21 protein-coding genes and 1 tRNA gene are annotated in these 20,419 nt (G+C 61.7%); 14 read left to right on the forward strand and 8 right to left on the reverse strand.

Going from position 1 to position 20,419, the window contains the following annotated elements; all coding sequences use genetic code 11:
- Positions 1-130: 130 nt before the first annotated feature.
- From prfB to X750_RS136840, 3 genes are all read left to right on the forward strand, one after another.
- A protein-coding gene (gene prfB / locus X750_RS136850) for a peptide chain release factor 2 (RefSeq protein ID WP_155922402.1) occupies positions 131-1,262 on the forward strand; the annotation gives its coding sequence in 2 pieces (ribosomal slippage) (positions 131-196 and positions 198-1,262; 1,131 coding nt in all).
- Between the two features lie 118 nt (positions 1,263-1,380).
- Complete coding sequence (locus X750_RS136845; protein WP_023748771.1) at positions 1,381-1,800, forward strand: GFA family protein; 420 nt, start codon at positions 1,381-1,383, stop codon at positions 1,798-1,800.
- A 287-nt stretch (positions 1,801-2,087) separates the two neighbouring features.
- Positions 2,088-2,486, forward strand: coding sequence for a hypothetical protein (locus X750_RS136840; protein WP_023729805.1), 399 nt, complete (start codon positions 2,088-2,090; stop codon positions 2,484-2,486).
- A 54-nt stretch (positions 2,487-2,540) separates the two neighbouring features.
- On the opposite strand, the gene X750_RS136835 is transcribed toward X750_RS136840, so the two are convergent.
- Positions 2,541-3,410 carry an NmrA/HSCARG family protein gene (locus X750_RS136835; protein ID WP_023741412.1) on the reverse strand — a complete coding sequence of 290 codons (870 nt, stop codon included), beginning with the start codon at positions 3,408-3,410 and terminating at the stop codon, positions 2,541-2,543.
- Between the two features lie 103 nt (positions 3,411-3,513).
- Here X750_RS136835 and X750_RS136830 point away from each other — a divergent pair, with 103 nt between their 5' ends.
- The 4 genes from X750_RS136830 (at position 3,514) to X750_RS136815 (ending at position 6,567) form a co-directional block, all read left to right on the forward strand.
- A complete protein-coding gene (locus X750_RS136830; RefSeq protein WP_023681487.1) occupies positions 3,514-4,404 on the forward strand; it encodes a LysR family transcriptional regulator in 891 nt (296 codons plus the stop codon).
- 148 nt (positions 4,405-4,552) lie between these two features.
- Positions 4,553-4,921 (forward strand): GFA family protein, encoded by a 369-nt coding sequence (locus X750_RS136825; RefSeq protein ID WP_023667471.1) that lies wholly within the window; start codon positions 4,553-4,555, stop codon positions 4,919-4,921.
- 150 nt (positions 4,922-5,071) lie between these two features.
- On the forward strand, positions 5,072-5,722 hold the full coding sequence (locus X750_RS136820; protein WP_023667470.1) for an OmpA family lipoprotein: 651 nt from the start codon (positions 5,072-5,074) through the stop codon (positions 5,720-5,722).
- A gap of 236 nt (positions 5,723-5,958) precedes the next feature.
- The gene (locus tag X750_RS136815) at positions 5,959-6,567 is read left to right on the forward strand and encodes a hypothetical protein (protein WP_023681486.1); all 609 of its coding nucleotides are present in this window, start codon (positions 5,959-5,961) and stop codon (positions 6,565-6,567) included.
- A 237-nt stretch (positions 6,568-6,804) separates the two neighbouring features.
- Here X750_RS136815 and X750_RS136810 read toward each other — a convergent pair whose 3' ends face one another.
- Entirely contained in the window at positions 6,805-7,074 is a 270-nt protein-coding gene (locus X750_RS136810) for a DUF2798 domain-containing protein (RefSeq protein ID WP_023729801.1), read from the reverse strand.
- Between the two features lie 47 nt (positions 7,075-7,121).
- Positions 7,122-8,006 (reverse strand): NmrA/HSCARG family protein, encoded by an 885-nt coding sequence (locus X750_RS136805; protein WP_023748772.1) that lies wholly within the window; start codon positions 8,004-8,006, stop codon positions 7,122-7,124.
- A gap of 119 nt (positions 8,007-8,125) precedes the next feature.
- Between X750_RS136805 and X750_RS136800 the strand changes: the two genes are divergently transcribed.
- Positions 8,126-9,019, forward strand: a complete 894-nt coding sequence (locus X750_RS136800) for a LysR family transcriptional regulator (protein ID WP_023748773.1) — start codon at positions 8,126-8,128, stop codon at positions 9,017-9,019.
- A gap of 167 nt (positions 9,020-9,186) precedes the next feature.
- On the opposite strand, the gene X750_RS136795 is transcribed toward X750_RS136800, so the two are convergent.
- From X750_RS136795 to X750_RS136780, 4 genes are all read right to left on the reverse strand, one after another.
- Positions 9,187-10,800 (reverse strand): DEAD/DEAH box helicase, encoded by a 1,614-nt coding sequence (locus X750_RS136795; RefSeq protein ID WP_031243648.1) that lies wholly within the window; start codon positions 10,798-10,800, stop codon positions 9,187-9,189.
- 192 nt (positions 10,801-10,992) lie between these two features.
- Positions 10,993-11,760 (reverse strand): NAD kinase, encoded by a 768-nt coding sequence (locus X750_RS136790; protein WP_023681482.1) that lies wholly within the window; start codon positions 11,758-11,760, stop codon positions 10,993-10,995.
- A gap of 445 nt (positions 11,761-12,205) precedes the next feature.
- Positions 12,206-14,809: a CHAT domain-containing protein gene (locus X750_RS136785; RefSeq protein ID WP_198021019.1), complete on the reverse strand. Its 2,604-nt coding sequence runs from the start codon at positions 14,807-14,809 to the stop codon at positions 12,206-12,208.
- Positions 14,761-15,171, reverse strand: a complete 411-nt coding sequence (locus X750_RS136780) for a caspase family protein (RefSeq protein ID WP_156932471.1) — start codon at positions 15,169-15,171, stop codon at positions 14,761-14,763. The genes X750_RS136785 and X750_RS136780 overlap by 49 nt, the downstream gene beginning before the upstream one ends.
- Positions 15,172-15,456: 285 nt before the next feature.
- Between X750_RS136780 and X750_RS136775 the strand changes: the two genes are divergently transcribed.
- The 4 genes from X750_RS136775 (at position 15,457) to X750_RS136760 (ending at position 19,470) form a co-directional block, all read left to right on the forward strand.
- Positions 15,457-16,491, forward strand: a complete 1,035-nt coding sequence (locus tag X750_RS136775; RefSeq protein ID WP_023748776.1) for an extracellular solute-binding protein — start codon at positions 15,457-15,459, stop codon at positions 16,489-16,491.
- 97 nt (positions 16,492-16,588) lie between these two features.
- Positions 16,589-18,016, forward strand: a complete 1,428-nt coding sequence (locus X750_RS136770; RefSeq protein WP_023706999.1) for an amidase — start codon at positions 16,589-16,591, stop codon at positions 18,014-18,016.
- 69 nt (positions 18,017-18,085) lie between these two features.
- Positions 18,086-18,775 (forward strand): TetR/AcrR family transcriptional regulator, encoded by a 690-nt coding sequence (locus X750_RS136765; protein ID WP_023706998.1) that lies wholly within the window; start codon positions 18,086-18,088, stop codon positions 18,773-18,775.
- Positions 18,776-18,918: 143 nt separating this feature from the next.
- On the forward strand, positions 18,919-19,470 hold the full coding sequence (locus X750_RS136760) for a DUF2569 family protein (protein WP_023706997.1): 552 nt from the start codon (positions 18,919-18,921) through the stop codon (positions 19,468-19,470).
- A gap of 127 nt (positions 19,471-19,597) precedes the next feature.
- On the opposite strand, the gene X750_RS136755 is transcribed toward X750_RS136760, so the two are convergent.
- Positions 19,598-19,673: transfer RNA gene (locus tag X750_RS136755), tRNA-Thr, on the reverse strand.
- Between the two features lie 158 nt (positions 19,674-19,831).
- Here X750_RS136755 and X750_RS1000000165210 point away from each other — a divergent pair.
- On the forward strand, positions 19,832-19,999 hold the full coding sequence (locus X750_RS1000000165210) for a hypothetical protein (RefSeq protein WP_023706970.1): 168 nt from the start codon (positions 19,832-19,834) through the stop codon (positions 19,997-19,999).
- A 128-nt stretch (positions 20,000-20,127) separates the two neighbouring features.
- Positions 20,128-20,352, forward strand: a complete 225-nt coding sequence (locus X750_RS136750; protein WP_023706969.1) for a hypothetical protein — start codon at positions 20,128-20,130, stop codon at positions 20,350-20,352.
- Positions 20,353-20,419: the final 67 nt, after the last annotated feature.

Consider the following 20,419-nt stretch of genomic DNA (forward strand, 5'->3'; position numbering starts at 1 on the left):
CGACCTGATTTTTTACGTCGAATGGGCTGGCTTGTTGAGCCGGCCCATTTCGCTTTACAGGCAGCAATGCCGTGCCTATGTATCGCGCCGACCCAAGCGCCACTTTAAAAACAGGACAGAACAACCAGCCATGCGCGCGGAGACGCAGAACATTGTCGACGAGATCAGGCAGGCAATCACCCTGCTGAGGAGGCATCTTTGACTGGGATCAGGCCATAAAGCGGCTTGAATACCTGAACGTGCGCGCCGAGGATTCCAGCCTCTGGAATGATCCGCTGGAAGCGCAGAAGCTGATGCGCGAGCGCCAGGGCCTCGAAGACGGGATCGCCGGCGTCAAAAGCCTGACGCAGGCGCTGGAAGACAATATCGGCCTGATCGAACTGGGTGAGGAAGAGGGCGACCAGAGCGTGATCGCTGAGGCGGAAGCAGCCCTCCGGTCGATGCAGGGCGAGGCCAAGGCCCGCCAGGTCGAGACGCTGCTGTCGGGCGAGGCAGACGCCAACGACACCTATCTCGAAGTCCATGCCGGCGCCGGCGGCACCGAGAGCCAGGACTGGGCCTCGATGCTACTGCGCATGTATACGCGCTGGGCCGAGCGTCGTCGTTTCAAAGTCGAGGTGCTGGAAGTCCATGACGGCGAAGAAGCCGGCATCAAGTCCGCCACGCTCCTGATCAAGGGCCACAATGCCTATGGCTGGCTGAAGACCGAGTCGGGCGTTCATCGCCTGGTCCGCATTTCACCCTATGACAGCAACGCGCGCCGCCACACGTCCTTCTCCAGCGTCTGGGTCTACCCGGTCGTCGATGACAGGATCGAGATCGACGTCTCGGAATCGGATGTACGCATCGACACCTACCGCTCATCCGGTTCGGGCGGCCAGCACGTCAACACCACGGACTCGGCGGTTCGCATCACCCATATCGCCACCGGCATCGCGGTTGCCTGCCAGGCCGAACGCTCGCAGCACAAGAACAAGGCGAAGGCCTGGGAAATGCTGCGCTCGCGCCTTTACGAGGAAGAGCTGAAGAAGCGTGAAGCGGTGGCCAATGCCACAGAAGCGTCAAAGAGCGACATCGGCTGGGGTCACCAGATCCGTTCCTATGTGCTGCAGCCCTACCAGTTGGTGAAGGACCTGCGCACCGGCGTCGAGAGCACCAGCCCGTCGAGCGTGCTCGACGGCGACCTCGACGACTTCATGGAAGCCTCGTTGTCGCAGCGCATCGAGGGCGGTGCCGGTGAAGCCGTGGCCGACCTCGACTAGGATATGTCCATATTCAGGTGAGGCCGGGCTGCGAATGGCTGATTCCTGCGCTTCCGCCACTTTCGACTCGGCTGACTTGAATAAGAACATCCCTGGGCGGGGGAGCGAAGGAGGAACCATGAGTCGCAGGCTCACCGGCAAATGCTTTTGCGGCGCGGTCCAGTATGAAGTGGCGGACGAGTTCGTCTATGCCGCCAACTGCCATTGTTCAAACTGCCGGCGCACCACAGGTTCCGCCTTCAAGCCTTTCGCCGGCATCGAGCGCGAGAAACTTGCCCTTGCCGAAGGGCATCACGGGCTCATCCATTTCGGCGATGACAGCGGCCACGATGCGCATTGCAGCCGCTGCGGCTCGTTGCTGTATTCGCTGGTCCGCGACGGCGCCTATGTCGATGTCGCCATGGGCACGCTGGTCGACGATCCGACGATCCGGCCGACCGCGCACATCTTCGTCGGCTCCAAAGCGCCATGGTTCACCATCGCCGACGACTTGCCGCAATATGAAGGGCATGTGGTCGCCGGTCCAGGCGAAGTATAGGCTGGAACCACATTCGGCCAATCCCGTTGTTTCGATGCCCGTCTGCCGGGAGTTGAGCCTGGCCTTGGATCTCGTCAGCGGTTGCCGATAGCGGCGTAGATGTGCGGCCTCGCGCAGCAACTTCTTGCGCCGGCCAAGGAATCAGCCCAGCATCCGAGGGCTGGAAGAGAAAAAGCATTTATGGCCGGACGCGGCATATCTGCGACCTGACGATCCGGCCACTGGGAAGACACGTTCCGGGAACGGGCAAGCGAAACGCTTGATGCTCGTTTGAAAGGAACGCTTCCATGTCTGCTGCCACTCTCCGATCGGCCAGAGCCGTTCAACCGGCTGGCCGACTCCTGTTTTCAATGTTCGTGACCCCGATCTTTGCCATCGCGATGCTTGCGATGGCGGTGCTGACCGCACCCGCCTTCGCCCATGACGCCAAGCCCACGGCGGCGAAGCCGCAAGGCTGGAGTTATCCCTTCGCCTGCTGTGCAAACTACGACTGCCGCACCACCCATACCGGCGAGGTGCTGGAAAAGCCGGAGGGCTATGTCATCGCCGGAACGGGGGAGGTCGTTCCGATGAGCGACAAGCGGGTCAAGGACTCACCCGACGGCGATTTCCACTGGTGCGCGCACCAGGCCGGCCTCGACGCAGGCAAGACGATCTGCCTGTTCGTGCCACCGCGTTCCTACTGAGTTCTGTTGGCAGTTCTCATCGGAAGGCCGGCCTTGGTGCTGAAGGCGCTTGCGTCAGACGGAAGCAGCGAGTGCTGAGGCGAAGTCGCGATACGGGCGCAGTGGGCGACCCAGAAGTGCCGTCAGGCGCTCGACGTCGCCGGCCTCGGGCAGCATCCCGTCGGTGAAGAAGCGCTCGCCCATCAGGCGCATGTCGTAGGCCATCCAGGCGGGCAGGAACTGCTTGAGATTTTGCTCAAAACCCTCCGTATTGTCGCCGCTGTAGCTGATCGGGCGGGCGAGTACGTCTGACCAGATTGCGGCAATATCCGTCCCGGTCAATGTCTGCGGACCGACGAGGTTGATCCTCTCGAACGCAAGCGGCTCCTTGGACCGTTCGCGACGCAGCAGCTCAAGAGCGGCGACCTCGGCTATATCACGGGCATCGATCATGGCGAGACCCTTGGGGCCGATCGGCATTGGGTAGGTACCGTAGCCGGTGATGACGTCTTCGACCGTCAGATCGTTCTGGATGAAGTAGGCCGGGCGCAAGATCGTAGCTTTGAAGTCCATCTGCTCGATCATTCGCTCGACGCCGAACTTGCCCGCGAAATGCGGCACGTTCACATAGACGTCAGCGTGGATTACCGAGAGATAGACGATCCGCTCGATGCCGGCCGATCGGGCGACGTTCAAGGCGATCAAAGCCTGGGTGAATTCGTCCGGCACCACGGCGTTCAAGAGAAACAGCGTGGAAACGCCAGACATGGCTTTGCGCAGCGAATCGACATCGAGAAAGTCGCCTTGCACGACCGATACGCCTGCCGGAAAACTGGCTTTCGACGGATCGCGCACGAGAGCACGCACATCGGCACCGCGCTTGGCGAGCTGTTCGACGACTTGGCGGCCGATATTGCCGGTGGCGCCGGTAACGAGAATGGTCATGGAATTTCTCCTGTTGGGTTGCTTGACAGTCCCAATATGTGTGGCTCACAAAGAGCCCAGTAGACGGCAATTTTAGACACGTCGTCTCACTGGTGGGACAGTCATGGATCTTTTAGCCCTTGCCGATTTTAACCTCGTGGCTCGCCATGGCGGCTTCGGCAAAGCGGCAAGGTCCACCGGCCGGCCCAAGGCAACGTTGTCCCGGCGCGTTGGCGAATTGGAAAGCAGTCTCGATCTGCGTCTGTTCGAACGGGGTGCGCGTAACCTGAAGCTGACCGAAGAAGGACGGGCGCTCTTCGAGCGGACGGGGGCGTTGCTTGCCGAGCTGGACGAGACGGCATCGGCGATTGCCTCGGGCGGTCAGAGACCCAAGGGCAGATTGCGGATCAGCGCGCCTTTGCATTTTTCGCAGACTGCAATGGGGAGGATCGCTGCGGGATTTGCCCTGAGGTATCCTGAGGTGAGGCTTGAAGTGACCACCGAAGACCGGCATGTCGACATGATCGAGGAAGGCTACGATCTGGTAATCCGGGTCAATCCGGATCCCGATGAAAGCCTGGTCGGACGGGCGTTTCTCCGCGACCGCCTGGTCGTCGTCGCGAGCCCGGACCTTCCTCGCCCGGCCGACGGGCTCGCCGCTCCTGGCGTTGCGCGCGGGACGGGCGAGCGGCAAACATGGCAGGTGAAGACACCAGGTGGCCGGGCAACACTTAGAATCGAGCCGGTCCTCGCCTTGTCGACGCTCATCATGGTCCGGGATGCGGTGCGAGCCGGCATCGGCGCAGGACGGCTTCCCATTTCGTTGGTGGCCCACGACCTGGCTGACGGCACACTGGTGAATTGGGGGGATATCGACGGCCCGGAGATCTCTCTATGGACGCTCTACCCGTCGCGGCGGCTGCTCAGCGCGCGCGTGTCGGCGTTCCTGGATTTTCTGAAACAGGCTTTCCCAAACGGGACGCCGGACGAACTGGCCGCCTATATCGGCAGGTGACGACGATTGGGAGGTGACGACGGGGCCTGCTTCAGCCAGATCGCCGCTCGGCTCGATCGACCGGAGCCTGCTGACAGACAGTTGTCAGGAGCCTTCCTTTATGGTGCCTTGCCGCATGGGTGGCGAGCAACGGAGAGGAAAGCTTTTCATGACCATCAAGGCCAGCTGTCATTGCAAGGCGACGACGTTCGAGGTCTCGCAGGCGCCCGAGACGGTAACACAATGCACCTGCTCGTTCTGCTCCAAGCGCGGTTCGCTGTGGGCTTACTACGTTCCGTCGCAATTCAAGCTCACCAGCTCGCCGGAAAACGTTTCCTTCTATCAATGGGGATCGAAGACCGTCAAACACGGGTTTTGCGCCATTTGCGGCTGCGGCACCTTCACCGAAACGCCGGACTGGTCAACCGGCAAACCGGACTTCGACAATCCCAAGATATCAGTCAATTCGCGGCTGTTCGACGATTTCGACCTCGATAAGGTCGAGGTGGTCGTCATTGACGGCAAGAACCTCTGGTAGGCCAGCACCAGCCACCGATGCGGAAGAGTGGCGCGAGCGGGGAAAAGCCGCTTTCGCCGCTCGGTTTTTCGCCGCATTTCATGTTACAAGACCGGAGAAGGGCTTATATGCGCGAGCCGCAAAGGCCGCGCTTTGGAGAGGGACGATTCTATGAAAAAGACTGTGCTCGTCGCCGTTGCGACGGCTGTGCTGGTGAGTGCCTGCACCACGACCGATCCGTACACCGGCGAGCAGAAGGTTTCGAACACCGCAGCCGGCGCCGGCCTTGGTGCCCTGGCGGGCGCGGGCCTCGGCCTGCTTGCCGGCGGCAATGACCGCCGCAACGCGCTGATCGGCGCCGGTATCGGCGCGCTGGCCGGCGGCGCCATCGGCGCGACCATGGACCAGAACGAGGCTGAACTGCGCCGCCAGCTCGAAGGCACCGGCGTCAGCGTCACCCGCACCGGCGACCAGATCATCCTCAACATGCCGTCCGACATTACTTTCAACGTCGACCAGGATGCGGTGAAGCCTGGCTTCTACCAGGTGCTGAACTCGGTTGCGCTGGTGCTGAAGAAGTTCAAGCAGACCACGGTGGACGTGTTCGGCCACACCGATTCGACCGGTGGCGACGAACACAATTTCGATCTGTCGCAGCGCCGCGCATTGGCGGTCGCCAACTATCTCTCAGGCCAAGGTGTCGATTCGCGCCGCTTCGCCGTCACCGGATTCGGCAAGACCCGTCCGATCGCGTCCAATGGAACGGCGGCCGGCCGTGCGCAGAACCGGCGCGTCGAGATCCAGCTTTCGCCGCTGACCTGAATTGTTCGGCATCGAAATGCGAAGGCGGCCCCCGCAAGGGGCCGCTTTCTTTTTGGGCTCCTGTGGTCCGTCAAAAGGTCTAACGCATTAGAGATTTCTAATAATTCCTTTCCGGAGGCCTTGGAAGGGATTAGCATTGGTGCGGTTCCAGAGGGGATGGGGCGATACAAACGGCCGCGCAGTCACTTAGTCGGCCCCGGTCCTGCACGGCCAGATAGGAAATCTGGGAGGAATGCATGACAAGAACAGCTCGTCTTGGGCGTTGCGGCGTCCTCATTTTGACAGGTCTGGTCTCTGCTTGGTGCGCAGCGGCCACGGCTCGAGCCGAGGACGCCAACAAAGCCGACATCGAAGCGTTGAAGAAATCGCTCGCCAAATATGAAGACTACACGGTCGCCGTCCGCGACCTTTATCTGTCGACTGTCGGGTGCGTCTATTACAGCGGGGACAGGATCGAGGGCGCAATGGACTATCCGAAGGGCGCTATGGGCATCCATTTCGTCAACGTCCCGAGTGTCGGTCAGAAACTCGATCCGATGCGCCCCAATGTGCTGATCTACGAGCCGACCAAGAAAGGCTTGAAATTGGTTGGCGTGGAATGGCTGGTGCCCCTGACGCCAGACACCAAGGAACCTCCAAAACTATTTGGCCAGACCTTCATGGGACCGATGGAAGGGCACTATCCGCTCATTCCGAGGGAGTTCGTCCACTACGACCTTCATGCCTGGCTGTTCAGAGACAATCCGAACGGCATGTTCAGTCCGACCAACCCGAACGTGAAATGCAGCAAGGCAGAGTTTCCGATGCTGGAAAAACCGACCAAGATGATGCCCGGCCCGATGTGACGGACGGGCCAGGATAGGAGCGTGCCAAGAGTGCAAGCTGGCCGGCTGCATTTGAGAGCGCTCGGGATCGGGCTCGGACGACGATCGGCATGAGGGCCGGCACGCATGAAGGCTGCCCGCTTGAAGACGGGTATCTGGTCGCGGAAGCCGACAATGGCGCTGCGAGCCGTCAGTCGAAGGTAAAAGCGGCCCGCAAGGGCCGTTTTTGTTTGGCATGTCGGACTCTGTAATCAAGGCCTACGAGGTCGGCTGATCGACAATTGCCGCAACGATACGGCGCACGATCGGCAAGACCAGCAGCAGACTTGGAAAGCCCACTAGCCATGATGCTCCCCATGCATACGGCCAGGTCGCCACGAAACCGGTTGTCCAGCCCGCATTGATCAGCGTCGCTACCGCGGAAACAATGCACGACATCAGGATGGAAAGTACGAATGGCATTACCAGCACATTGTAAGAGGCCGGTAGCTTCCTCGATTTCAAAACCTTGTGGGATGACGGTCGCATCAAATATCTCCTTCTCGAAAAGTGGAAGTATGCGCGGCTGGGCGCAGTCAGGCGGCCTGCGCCATTTGCTGGGCAAGGTTTCGAATAAAGCCGCGCAACGAACGCGGTTCGCGGCCCAGGGCGGCGCGCAATGTCAGACTGTTCCCACCAAGGCCATAGTGGGCGTAGTGGGCGTATATTTTGGCCAGCACCTGCATTTGGCGCTCATTGTAGGGAAGGCGTGCCTCGGCCGCCCACTCGCCAAATGTCGGCTCACCAGAAGAGATGGGTCGGCCAAGTTCCTCACTCATCATCGCAACGATGTCTTCCCGGCTGTGCATGCCGTCAGCGCACAGATCGAGGGTCGCGTAGGACAATCGCGCTTCGGTTAGGGCGATCGCCGCCACCTCAGCGACATCGCGGTAGTCGACGCGGGCCAGCTTCGCCGTCTTTGGAAACGGTTCCGAGAAAACACCATGTTCAACGACGGACGGCCAGGCCGCTGCGAGGTTCTGCATGAAATTGGCAGGGTGCAGAATCGTATATTCCATCGTTGTCGAGTAGAGAGCAGTCTCGACAGGCACCTTGCTGGCATGGTTCTTCAGTCGCGTATTGGTAGGCTGGATCACCGACGAGAAGACGAACTTTCGAACTCCTGCTCGCGTGGCGGCCTCAACCATGGCAACGCCCATGGCTGCTTCATCGGGAGCAAAAGCCGGCCCAATGTGAAAGACGCCGTCGACGCCCTCGACCGCCCTTTCGAGGCTCTGACGATTTCGCAAATCTCCTGTTGCAACCTCGGATGCCCCTAGCTTCCGGGCCTTTTCGGCATTCGCAGGGTCGCGAACGAGCGCTCGAACATTGGCATTGCGTCGGACAAGTTCAGGCACGACAAGTCCCGCAACTCGGCCTGTGGCACCAACGACCAGAACAGTTGGATTGGCTACTTGCATGACGATTCCCTTCCATCAAGCCTGTCCTCGCGGGACAACTTGCAGAGAGGTACGACGTCGCAATTGTCGTTACAATTACCCGTTTTTGCGATATATTATGTCGAAGATCGGGAGAATACATGAGCCGGATGGACGATTTCGAGGCTTTCATCGCGATCGTCGAGCATGGAAGTCTGACGACTGCCGCACATCGGCTGAACCGCTCGCTGCAGTCGGTCAGCCGGTCCCTGGCGGCACTGGAGGAATCAGTCGGCGTCGAGCTGATCCACAGGACAACGCGTCGCTCGACACCGAGTGAAGTCGGAGCAGCCTTTTTCAACCGGATCAAACCCGCGGTCGACGACATAAACGACGCAAGACTTCAGGCGATCAATCAACGATCGGAGCCGGCAGGCGTCCTGCGCATCGGGGCGCCGGTTCTGTTTGGCCCGAACGTCCTGATGCCTGTCATCGCGGAATACATGCGGACATTTCCCCGGGTCGAGGTCGATCTTCAACTTTCCGATGGATTTGCCGATCTTGGCGCCGAAGGTCTCGACCTGGCAATACGCATCGGCGATTTGCCGGATTCCAACTTGAAAGCCAAACGCCTGGGGGCGTTGCGGCGCGTTGTGTTCGGCGCGCCTTCCTATTTCGCGCGGTGTGGCCGGCCGGCCCATCCCTTCCAGCTGAGTGAGCACAGTTGCATCATCAGAACAGCTAACGAGCGTCCAGGTGAATGGACGTTTCAGATCGACGGGAAACCCCGGACCGTGAAGGTCGCAGGCGCTTTTCGCTCCAATCTGATGACCTCGGTCTATGCCGCCGCAATCCACGGACTGGGTTTGGGCTTCTCGCCTCTGTGGCAGATAAGACATTTGGTCGACGACGGTCTCGTCGAACTGGTTTTGACGGAATTCGAGCCGGCACCGGTGCCGATCCATGCCTTGTGGCAGGAAGGCCGGTCATCTTCGGCCAAGGTTCGGGCATTTTTGGATTTATTGGCATCCCGCCTGGAACTGAAAAGCCTGTAGCATCGACGGGCTATTTAAGCCCTCCAGGCCGGAAGCGATCGGGTAGATCGAGCCTGTCTTGCGATTACCGCGCATGGCGCCGACTGATCCTGGAGCGGGCTCCAGATCTCACATCCCCGTCGCGTCCAGGCAAGCCGCGCGTCCTCGGGACGCCGCGGCTCATGGGATCAGACCTTGGCGACGATCTTCATGAAGGCCGGCATGTCGTCGCCGAAGCCGACGGTGCCGTCATTGTCTTCACCGCGGTTGTTGCCGCGGGCAGGGCGGCTGTTGCTGGCGCGCTGCGGCCTTGTGTCGCCGCGTTCCGGGGCGCGGTTCTCGTTGTTGCGATCGGAGACCTTGCGGTCGCTGTTTTCGGAGCGGATCGCTTCCTTGCGCTGATGCCGTTCGCCGATGTCGGCGACCGCGGCCTCGGCTACCACCGGCTGTTCCTCGCGCGCGGCATCTGCCGCCGGCGCGTCGTCGCTGCGCTTGGCATGGCGTTCGCGCGGCTTGCGCTCGCCACCGTCCTTGCGATCATGGGGCTTGCGGTCCTCGTCCTTGCGGCCGGCGCGGCGCGGAGCGCCACGGCCACGGCGGGGCGCTTCGTCCTCGCCGCCTTCGCTGGCGACCACGGTCGACAGGTCGCCGTCATGCCACTCGATCTTGTTGCCGATCAGCCGCTCGATGGCGTCGATGTATTTGGTGTCGGACTTGGTGGCGATGGTGAAGGATTTGCCCGAGCGTCCGGCGCGGCCGGTGCGGCCGATGCGGTGCACATAGTCTTCGGCGTGGATCGGCACGTCGTAGTTGAAGACGTGGCTGACGTCGGGAATGTCGAGGCCGCGCGCGGCGACGTCGGACGCCACGAGATAGCGCAATTTGCCATCGCGGAAATTGGCCAGCATCTGCATGCGGGCGCGCTGGTCCATGTCGCCATGCAGGGCGCCGGCGTCGAAATCATACTTCAGCAGCGAGCGGAACAGCTCCGCGACTTCGACCTTGCGGTTGCAGAAAATGATAGCGTTCTTCAGCTCGGCGTCTTCGGCCTTTATCAGATTGCGTAGCGTCTCGCGCTTGTCCCACGGCTTGGAGCCGGACTTGACCAGGCGCTGGATGATGTTGGTGGCAGCGGATGCCGCCTTGGACACCTCGACGCGCACCGGCGCATGCAGGAATTTCTCGGTGAGCTTGGTGATCTCCGGCGGCATGGTCGCTGAGAAGAACAGCGTCTGCCTGGTGAACGGGATCATCTCGCAGATGCGCTCGATGTCGGGGATGAAGCCCATGTCCAGCATGCGGTCGGCCTCGTCGATGACGAGGATCTCGACGCCGTTGAGCAACAGCTTGCCGCGCTCGCGGTGATCGAGCAGACGGCCGGGTGTGGCGATCAGCACGTCGGCGCCGCGCTCGAGCTTCTTGTCCTGCTCGTCGAAAGAGACGCCGCCGATCAGCAGCGCGATGTTGAGCTTGTGGTTCTTGCCGTATCTGATGAAATTCTCTTCGACCTGCGCGGCGAGCTCGCGCGTCGGCTCGAGGATCAGCGTGCGCGGCATGCGTGCACGGGCCCGGCCTTTTTCGAGGCGGGTCAGCATCGGCAGCACGAAGGAGGCCGTCTTGCCGGTGCCGGTCTGTGCTATGCCCAGAATATCCTTGCCGAGCAAGGCATGCGGGATGGCGCCAGCCTGGATCGGCGTCGGCACGGTGTAGCCGGCATCGGTGACTGCGGAAAGGACCTTCGGCGACAGGCCGAGGTCTGAAAAGGTCAACGCTTCTGGAGCGGTCGTGGTGTCTGAGGACAAGAGTTGCTGTCTTTGGCTGGTTCGGGGAAGCGCAACGGCATCCGTCGCGGCAAGCACAGCGTGCCTGCAAGATTGGTATTGCGATTAGGCGCAAGCCCGCGATTTGTCAACAGAAACGGGCGGGATTGGCACGATTGTGAAAACGTAAGCTTAATCGCGATGCTTAATTAGGTAGTCACTCTTTGGGCCGGCTCAATAGCGAAACTGCTCGGCGAGAATGCGTTCGTTCCACGAATGGTTGGGATCAAACAGCAGCGTCGCCGTCGCAGTCGGCGATTCCCGGACCGTCACGGAAGCCACCGCCTTGACCTCGGTATGGTCGGCGGCGGTGTTCACTGGGCGCTTTTCCGACTCCAGAATATCGAAGCGTACGGTCGCCTTGTTGGACAACAGGGCACCCCGCCAACGGCGTGGCCGGAACGGGCTGACCGGGGTCAGCGCGAGCAACGGTGCATCCAGCGGCAGGATCGGCCCGTGCGCCGAAAGATTGTACGCGGTGGAGCCGGCCGGCGTCGCGATCATCACGCCGTCGCAGTTCAGTTCCTCGATGCGGACCTGCTCGTCGACGGTGATGCGGATCTTTGCCGTCTGGTAGGACTGACGCCACAGCGCCACCTCGTTGATGGCGAGTGCCGAAACCGTCTCGCCCTCATGCGTCAACGCCAGCATTTCCAGCGGGCGGATCGTTTCGGCGACGGCGGCCGCGATGCGCTCGGTGAGGCCCCCGACGCGGTACTCGTTCATCAGGAAGCCGATGGTGCCACGGTTCATGCCGTAGACCTTCTTTCCCGTGCTCATGGTGTCGCGCAAGGTCTGCAGCAGGAAGCCGTCGCCACCCAGCGCCACCACCACCTGGGCGTCGTCGAAGGATGCCTGGCCATAGCGGGCCGACAGGCTCTCCATCGCCGCCTTGGCATCGGCAGTGTCGGAGGAGACGAAGGCGAGATTGGCTTTGCTCATGACATTCCGATGGCGGTCGGCCGATGGCGGTCGGCGGCGGTTGCGTGGGGTAGCATGGGCAAGCGCATCTGCAAAGGGAGGCATCGTCCGGCGCAGTTGCGGCCGCGGCGAAACGAAATCGGCGGCTCGCGCTTCATGTCGCCGGAACGGCGAATGTGATGGTTAAGTGCGAGCTTAAGCACTCGTAAAGCCTGATCGATCATGTTAGCCGACAGAGGATGGGTGGCTGGGGGGCTAGCCAGTCGAGACCTGTCTATTGCCGGTGACACGCCTGATTATCGTCTTCCTTGTGATGGGAAGTTTCGCCCTTCTCTTTGCGGAGCTTGTGCGGCAGTCCGAAGACATGAGCTCCAGGCCGATGGCCTCACGCTGCGGCGGCGCCGGCGTGCCATGCCCGCAAAACGCGTTGTAGGCTGAAGCCAATCTGCCAACGACGATCCGTCGCCTACTGCGCGACAATCCTCAGATTGGCGTTGCCGTAGAATGTGTAGGCGAGATAGGTCGGATCGCCGGTCTGGTAGAATTCTCTGCGGACATCCTGCAGGATCTCGGCCAGATAGACCGGCCCGTCCTTGATCCGCGTGCTGATGCCGCCATAGAAATCGGTCGAGAAGGCCGCTGCCGCGCGGTCGGTCAGTGGCCACATGCCGCCGATGAAGCCGGAAGCGCCGCCCGCCAGCACTGCCGGACCCCAGCCCTGCACGAAGCCGCCGAGCATCTGCGAACGGCCGGTGTCGCAGGCGTTGAAAAAGTAGAACGGATTGCCCTTGCCATGCGCGGCCGCGACCAGCGCGGCCCATGTATCGGGGTCGAGCGACTGGTCGACGAGATCGATGGCAAAGACCGGCCGGCCGCTGTTCGGCTGGTTGACCTCGCCATGACCGGAGAAATGAATGAAACCGGTCGAGACTTCGCCGACCAGTTTTTCGAAGGAGATGAAATCGCCATCGAAGCGGCGGTAGCCGTAAAGCTTGCTCAGCGCCGCGATCTCGTCCTGCTGGAAGCGCAGCGAGCGCTTGTCGACATAGGAGGGCGCGACGGCCGCGATGCCGGTGAAGGCCATGCGGTCGAGCGGGTTGTCGACCTGTGAGGCACTGCTGCGCGGAGCCCAGCGCGCCAGCCGATAGCCCATGCCGAGAAAACCGTCGGCGACGGCGCCGTCGGCGCTGCGCGGGCGGATCAATTCCCAAGGCAGCGTCGGGCTGTTCGAGGTGATCTGGATCGAATGGAGTTCGCCTTTGCCGCGCAGCGACCAGAACACGTCCTTGAACGGTTTCGGCACATAGTCGCGGTAGAGCGCATCGCCAAAACCTTCGGCGGCGAGCGTGACAAAGCGCTTTTGCGCCCCCGTATCGCTGCTTGCGGCAGGCTGCTGCAGCGAAACGGCGCCGCGCAGGCTCAATCCGAGCTGCAGCAGGCGGCGGTATTCGGAGTCCAGCCATGCCGCCATCTCAGGTGGCGTCGAGAACGTATCGGTCACCGGACCGGCCAGATGCGGCGAATGGATGATGATCTGCCCCGAACCCAGCCCGCTCGGATCGTCATAGAGGATGGTCACGTCGAGATCGGGGACGTCATCGCCGGCTGCGCCGCCGAGCGTCACATTGCCAGTTACCGCCGGCTGCGGCGCCGCTGCGGCCAGCATCAGCATGGCAGGTGCTGCGGAGCGTTCGGCTGTGGCGCTCAGAGCGGCTGCCTCGACAGGCGCGGTGCGGCGAATGATAACCGACCGCGATGCCGATCCCAGGAACCTCCCGGCGCTGTAGATGCGCGCGATGAACTGGGCCGGCTTGCTGTCCTTGGCGATCGGCCGCGCCTTGACGTCGAAGCGGACGAAGTCGCTGTCGCCCCGGCGGTAGAGCGTCGTCCGTCGGCTCCATTTGCCGCCGTCAGCGAGATCGAAGCCGGAGGCGAACAGATCGATATCGATCGGCCATTGCTCGGTTCCCGCCGGCATCGCCATGGCCAGGGCGCCATCTTCCGTCACCGACGAGCCCGGCGCTGCCTTCACCTTCACTTCGGGCGTGAATTGCTCTTCGGTAAGGGCGATCGAAACGGTCACCGTCTCGCCGGCGACAATCTCATCCGGCGCATCGATGGTTGGATGGCGCACCACCTCGACAGCGCCCGTCTCGGGTTGTGGCAGGGCGCCGCCGGAAGGAGGGCTTTGCGCCTGGTCGATGGGCGGCGGCGCTGGTTTCGGTGGCGCCTGCGCCTCCGGCGGACTTTCGGCGCCGGTCGCGGGTGGCGGGGCCGATGTCATGCCGTCCTCAGGGGGGATCCCTGCCTTATCGGGGGGCGGTTCGGCGCCGGTGGCTCCGCCATCCTGCGGATAGGTCCCGCCGAGATTGTTCTGGGCAGCGGCCGCAGCTGCGTCTTCAAGACGTTGCTTTTCCTCTTCGTATCGTTGCCGAGCCTGCTCTTCCTGCAATTGGCGCTGCTGTTCCTGGCGTTTGTATTCCTCGTAGAGCGCCGCCTCCTTGGCGCTGTCGCCCATCGCGGCATCGGGACTGCCGGAGCCCGGTGCAACGTCCATGGGGTAGGGCTCCTGACCGCTGCCATCGGCGTAGTCGCTGCCGTCAGGCTCCCAACCGCCACTCCCGGAGATGTAGCCGCCGCTCGCCATCGCCGGCGGTGCCGGTTCCGGCACAAGCGGCAGCGCCGGTGCCGCGCCGGCCACCTGGTCCGGCGTCAGCACAAAGGCAGCGTCTGCCGAGCGGCCATATGCCATCCATGGCCACTGGGCGCCTGACGTTTTGTCGATAGTGGTTTGCCTGACCGAGGCGAGGATGATGGCTATGTCCGCGCCGCGCTTGACCAGCGCAGCGGTGAGCGCATCGGCAAATACGGTGACGGGGCGGGCTTCGTCCAGTGCAACGGTTCCGGGTTTGGCCGACAGAGCGACGATGGCGTGGGTGAGGGGATCGACCGCCGCCAGACCCTGCATCACGCCGGAAGTAGGGTTGTGGCCATCGCCGGGATTGTCGAGCAGAACCACCTTCAATGTCGGGGTTGCCTCGAGCGCCTGCATGAACAGATCGAGGGGCAATGCCGTCTGGTCGTTGAATCGATCCGGGTGCCGCGCGTCAGTAAATAGTTCCTGCCGTTGGCCTGCGCAGTGTGGCCGACATAGTAGAAGATGCCGACGGAGTCCGGATTGGCCAGGGATTGAGCGAAATCATGCATGGCGCGCGCGACATCGGCGCGGTCGCCATCCGACACCTGCCGGACGGTGAAGCCAAGCGATCGTAGTGTCGCTGCAACGAGTTCGGCACTGAGGTCGGCGTTGGCGATTGCCGGTGAGCCCTCAGAGGCCGGATTGGCGACAACCAGCGCTATCCGCTCTTCGCCGCGCGCAGCGGAGAAGAGCGCCATGGTCATCAGCAGCACGACCGCCAGAAAAAGGCGCATGACCGTGATCCAAGCCCTGCAGGCTGCGGCGCTCACGCCACGGCTTGCCCCAATTCATCAATGGCCCAACCTTGACCATATCATGTCGGCTTCGCCGGCGCACTGCCGGTGCCGATGATGCAGTTGTGTCGCTAAAAGATATTGACTGTATGTTTAGTAATTAATACCGTTGCCCGAGATACCGAGTTGGTCAGCCGGCATTCGCCGGTGAATGATCACCAGGACGAAGGGAACTTAGGGACTCGAAGCGCAATCCCGCCGGTCCCAACAATGGGAGACACAAGCATGCAGTTGAAATCGACCGCCACGGCGCTCGGCCTGTCGCTGCTGGCGATGACCGGCATTGCCCGCGCCGAAGGCGAACTCCAGATCTACAATTGGGGCAACTATACCAGCCCGGACCTGATCAAGAAGTTCGAGGAGACCTACAAGGTCAAGGTTACCGTCACCGACTACGACTCCAACGATACGGCTCTGGCCAAGGTCCGCCAGGGCGCTTCCGGCTATGACATCGTCGTGCCCTCGGCCAGCGTGATGCCGATCTGGATCAGCGAAGGCCTGCTCTTGGAAACCGATCCCAACACGATGGAGAACTTTAGAAACGTCGATCCGAGATGGGTCGACGTGCCGTTCGACCCCGGCCGCAAATATTCGGTGCCGTGGCAATGGGGCACGACCGGCATCTCGGTCAACAAATCGGTCTATGCGGGCTATCCGAACACCTCGGCGATTTTCCTCGATCCGCCGCCGGAACTCGTGGGCAAGATCAATGTCGTGCCCGAAATGGGAGACATCATGTTCCTCGCCATCGCCTATGAGGGTGGCAAGTACTGCACCGACGACAAGGTGCTTTTGAAGAAGGTGCATGACAAGCTCATCGAGGCGAAAGCGAAATGGCTGTCGCTCGATTACGCTGCCGTTGACGGTCTCGGCAGGGGCGACATTGCCGCCGGCGTCAACTGGAACGGCATATCGCTGCGCGAGCGGCTGGAGAACGACAAGATCGTCTACGGCTATCCCAAGGAGGGCTTTCCAATCTGGATGGACAATGTCGCGGTGCTCAAGGATGCCAAGAACGTCGAGAACGCCAAGCTCTTCCAGAATTTCATCATGGACCCCAGGAATGCAGCGATGATCTCGGCCTTCGCGTACTACGCCAATGGCATCAAGGGCTCCGAGCCCTTCCTGCCGGCCGATATGAAGGGCGCGCCCGAAGTGGATGTTCCGGCCGAATTTGCCGACAAGGGCCAATTCATGCCGGCCTGTCCCGCCGACGTCCAGGCGCTCTACACCAGGATCTGGACCGATCTGCAGAAATAGCAGCGCCGCCGGCCGAAGCTGACCAACATCGGGCTGCGCATCGCGGCTCGGCCATCCCCAATGCCAGATGCCGTAAAGCCGCCGCGGGAGATTTTCGATGTCCGATCTCGACCTTTGCTACATGCCGGCCAGCGAGGCGTTGCGGCTGTTCAAGGCGAAGAAACTGTCGCCTGTGGAACTGATGCAGGCCACCATCCGCCGCGCCGAGGCGACCAAGGCGACGATCAATTGCCTTACCTTCACGCATTTCGACGAGGCGATGGCTCTCGCCGGAAAAGCCGAGGCGAAATACACCAAGGGCGCCAGAACCGGCGCGCTCGAGGGCCTGCCGATCGGCATCAAGGACGAGAGCTACATCAAGGGCAAGCCGACCTCGCATGGCTCGCTGCTGTCCGGGGACGCCATTGGCGGCCATACCTCGACCATGAACGAGCGTGTCATGAAGGCCGGCGGCATCGTCCACGCCCGCACCGCGACGCCCGAATTCAGTTGCGCCGGTTATACCTGGTCGAAGCGCTGGGGCGTCACGCGCAACCCCTGGAACCCGGATTTCACGCCGGGCGGTTCGTCGGGCGGTTCGGCGGCAACGCTGGCCTCCGGCACGTCGTCGATCGCAACCGGCTCGGACATAGCGGGCTCAATCCGCATCCCTGCCTCGGCCTGCGGCCTGGTCGGTTTCAAGCCGCCTTACGGCCGCAATCCCGATGAGCCGCCGTTCAATCTCGATTTCTACTGCCACACCGGGCCCTTGGCCCGAAACGTCGGGGATGCGATCCTGCTGCAGAACGTCATGGCCGGGCCGAGCCCGCTCGACATCGCCACGCTGCGCCCGAAACTGCGCCTGCCGCTCGACTACAAGCCGATCAAGGGTTGGAAGATCGCATTCTCCATGGATCTCGGGTCCTTCGAGGTGGATGCGTACGTGCGCAAGAACACGCTCGCTGCCTGCGATGTGTTCCGCTCGCTCGGCGCCACCGTCGAGGAGGTGGACCTCGGCTGGGGCGACGAGGTGCTCAAGGCCGGCATGGCCTATCTCGAACATCTCTTCGGCGCCTCGCTGTCGCCGCTGCTCGCCAAGCACGGCAAGGACATGACCAGCTATGCCAGGCAGTTTGCGCAGGACGGCCAGAAGTCGAAGGCCACGGACTTTGTCGCAACGTTGGACGTGGCGGCCAGGATGTACCAGACGCTGGGGCCGTTGCTGGAAAAATACGATGTGCTGATCTGCCCGACCAATGCGCTTCCCGCAGTGCCGGCGGAATTCGATCAGACCAAAGGCAAGGTCGAGATCAATGGACGAGAGGTGAACCCGTCGCTGGGCTGGGTGATGACGACGCCGTTCAACATGCTGAGCCGCTGCCCGGTTCTGTCGATCCCGTCGGGCCGCGCCGCCAACGGCGTGCCGACAGGCATCCAGATTGTCGGCCGCACCTATAGCGACGCTGACGTGTTCCGGGCGGGTATGGCCTATGAGACGGCTCGTGGTCAGTGGTACACGAATGCCGGGACACGCCCGGCGCTGTGAGTCCGCAGGGCGCCGGCATGCCAAGGCAGCGGCGGGATGTTTCGGCCGCCGGGGAAAGGCCTGACGACAATGGCGCAACGCATAGCCACTCCGGATGCGGGAAAAAGCAAGGCGGCCAAGGGTGCGACGAACGACGCCGCGCCCAAGGACCGCCGGCGCGAGCGCGGCGAAGCGAGCGTCCAGCGCATCATCGACGCCACCATCGAGCTCATCGCGGAGGAGGGGCTGGCCAGCGTCACCATGCAGCGCATTGCCGGGCATGTCGGCTCGTCCAACGCACTGGTGGTCTTTCATTTTCGCAGCAAGGAGAACCTGTTCCGGGCCGTCCTGCAATATCTCAGCGACCAATATGACGCGCTGTGGCTGACGCTGGTGCGGGCGCCCGGCCTGTCGCCGGTCGAGCGGGTCTTGGGCGCGGTCGATTGCGCGCAACGCTTTGCCCGCCAGCATCCGAATTGGGTGTCGGTCTTCGTCGTGTTCTCCAGCGACCGCAAGAGCATGCAGCTCTACAACGAGATAGGCCTGCCCAGCGATCTCGCCTACACGGCCGAAGCGCGCGAACTGCTGATCGAGATTTCGCGCAGCGGCGGTTACACCGGCGTCGACATAGACACGCTGTCGGAGAGCCTGAATTATCTGGTTCACGGCGCCTGGTATTGGGACCATCTCAACCCGTCCAGCCGCGACACCGACGTGCTGCGCAAGACCATGCTGCTCCTGCTGCACCAGGCCTTTCCGCGGCATTTTGACTTGGGGTGAGATGCGGCCATTGCGAGCGACGGAAAGCGTCCTCTGCAAACCTAAACCCGAAAATCTCTACGATGCCTTGATCTCTGTAAAAATGCTTGCACAATCCAGAGGTGCGATTTAAACAACCTAAGGATGCATTCGAGGGTGGGTAGATGTGGCATTGGCTGATACTTCTGTTGCTGATTGGTGTGCCGGTTTTCTTCGCCGTCCGGTCGTCGCGCAAATCCTCACAGAGCCCAGATGACCTCGTGGGGTTCGGCGGCTGGCTGATCCTGCTGGCGATCAGTCTGTCCCTTTCGCCGTTGCGCACACTTGTCGATATGGCCAGTCTGGTCAAAACCTACCAACAGCTTGTTACAGTGCCCAACGGGGCCTTGGCCATCTATGGCGAGGCAGCCCTCAATCTGGCATTTCTGGTGCTTCAGCTGGTCGTGCTTGTTTCGATGCTGCGGCGAAGCCACCGCTTCCCGCAGCTGTTCATATGTCTGTGGTTTGCGATCCCTCTCTTGTTCATACTGGACGCAGTTTGGATATCGATTGTGCTTGGTGTCCCGGTAAACCGTTTGCTTGCCGGAGGGGCTCTGGTTACACCTTTGGCATCCTTCATAGTCACAGGGATCTGGGCCGCCTATGTATACAGGTCGGTCAGGGTGAGAAACACGTTCGGCGATACGGCGGCCATACAGGCCGCGACATTTTCCTAGAAGGTCCGACGGCTGCGAGTTGGCCTGATGTCGTGCTGCCAGCTCCGCCGAATAGAACCGTCGGCAGTCCTCCTTCGTCTAACGAGCTTTGGGTGGCCTGCCACCCGAAGCTCGAAGAGCGAAGGGGTGGTGCCCCCGGACGGAATCGAACCGCCGACCTTCGGTTTACAAAACCGCTGCTCTACCAACTGAGCTACAAGGGCACGGCGCTCCGGTTAGCATATTTGGTGCGCCAGTAAAGACAAAACTCCGTTTTCGATCGCTGATGGACGCCGCCGAGGTGGGCGGGCCGCCATGCTGAAAACCGCCAATGCGATCCCTACATATCTCTCAGGTGCAAACGCATCGAACGGGGTGTCGCATGATCAGACTTGTCATCATCCTGCCGCTTGTCGTCATTGCCTGGCTGCTTGCGGTGAAGCTCATCAGGGACGTGAAGGCCGCCAATATCGACTGGACCGGCATCGCCGCCATCGTCGGTTTTATCGCGATGGCGTTTTGGCTGCGGCATGTGACTGGGATGGGATGAATGGTGAATGGGCAAACGCCTTTCGGACCATTGACTATTCACAATTCACCCAAAGCCTTCGAACCTTTCACCACGTCACCGCAACTGATCTCCAGAGGCGAATGATCGCCTCGATCAAGGAGATCATCATGTTGAAGCGCATTCTTACTTCGGGCCTGGTCGCCATCTTCCTCGCCAACGGCGCGCTCGCCGGTACCGTCCAGTCGTCCTCCGCTCACGGCCATCATCACCACCATCACAAGCACCACGACAAGCCCTGGTGGTGGTGGAACCATCACCACAAGCATCATCACCACAAGCATCATCACCACAAGCATCATCATCACCACGGGAAGGTGATCATCTTCCTTTGAGCGAGACGACCTGCCTCGCGGAAAGGGCGGCTTCAGCCGCCCTTTTTTGCGTTGAGCTCTCGATCGA

It is taken from the genome of Mesorhizobium sp. LNJC391B00, from assembly GCF_000502535.1.
In the GTDB taxonomy this organism is placed as follows: domain Bacteria; phylum Pseudomonadota; class Alphaproteobacteria; order Rhizobiales; family Rhizobiaceae; genus Mesorhizobium.

Excerpts from the sequence above, each read along its gene's own strand:
- X750_RS136845 (WP_023748771.1), top strand. The coding sequence starts at position 1,381 with ATGAGTCGCAGGCTCACCGGCAAATGCTTTTGCGGCGCGGTCCAGTAT.
- X750_RS136840 (WP_023729805.1), top strand. The coding sequence starts at position 2,088 with ATGTCTGCTGCCACTCTCCGATCGGCCAGAGCCGTTCAACCGGCTGGC.
- X750_RS136835 (WP_023741412.1), bottom strand. The coding sequence starts at position 3,410 with ATGACCATTCTCGTTACCGGCGCCACCGGCAATATCGGCCGCCAAGTC.
- X750_RS136830 (WP_023681487.1), top strand. The coding sequence starts at position 3,514 with ATGGATCTTTTAGCCCTTGCCGATTTTAACCTCGTGGCTCGCCATGGC.
- X750_RS136825 (WP_023667471.1), top strand. The coding sequence starts at position 4,553 with ATGACCATCAAGGCCAGCTGTCATTGCAAGGCGACGACGTTCGAGGTC.
- X750_RS136820 (WP_023667470.1), top strand. The coding sequence starts at position 5,072 with ATGAAAAAGACTGTGCTCGTCGCCGTTGCGACGGCTGTGCTGGTGAGT.
- X750_RS136815 (WP_023681486.1), top strand. The coding sequence starts at position 5,959 with ATGACAAGAACAGCTCGTCTTGGGCGTTGCGGCGTCCTCATTTTGACA.
- X750_RS136810 (WP_023729801.1), bottom strand. The coding sequence starts at position 7,074 with ATGCGACCGTCATCCCACAAGGTTTTGAAATCGAGGAAGCTACCGGCC.
- X750_RS136805 (WP_023748772.1), bottom strand. The coding sequence starts at position 8,006 with ATGCAAGTAGCCAATCCAACTGTTCTGGTCGTTGGTGCCACAGGCCGA.
- X750_RS136800 (WP_023748773.1), top strand. The coding sequence starts at position 8,126 with ATGAGCCGGATGGACGATTTCGAGGCTTTCATCGCGATCGTCGAGCAT.
- X750_RS136790 (WP_023681482.1), bottom strand. The coding sequence starts at position 11,760 with ATGAGCAAAGCCAATCTCGCCTTCGTCTCCTCCGACACTGCCGATGCC.
- X750_RS136780 (WP_156932471.1), bottom strand. The coding sequence starts at position 15,171 with ATGCGCCTTTTTCTGGCGGTCGTGCTGCTGATGACCATGGCGCTCTTC.
- X750_RS136775 (WP_023748776.1), top strand. The coding sequence starts at position 15,457 with ATGCAGTTGAAATCGACCGCCACGGCGCTCGGCCTGTCGCTGCTGGCG.
- X750_RS136770 (WP_023706999.1), top strand. The coding sequence starts at position 16,589 with ATGTCCGATCTCGACCTTTGCTACATGCCGGCCAGCGAGGCGTTGCGG.
- X750_RS136765 (WP_023706998.1), top strand. The coding sequence starts at position 18,086 with ATGGCGCAACGCATAGCCACTCCGGATGCGGGAAAAAGCAAGGCGGCC.
- X750_RS136760 (WP_023706997.1), top strand. The coding sequence starts at position 18,919 with ATGTGGCATTGGCTGATACTTCTGTTGCTGATTGGTGTGCCGGTTTTC.
- X750_RS1000000165210 (WP_023706970.1), top strand. The coding sequence starts at position 19,832 with ATGATCAGACTTGTCATCATCCTGCCGCTTGTCGTCATTGCCTGGCTG.
- X750_RS136750 (WP_023706969.1), top strand. The coding sequence starts at position 20,128 with ATGTTGAAGCGCATTCTTACTTCGGGCCTGGTCGCCATCTTCCTCGCC.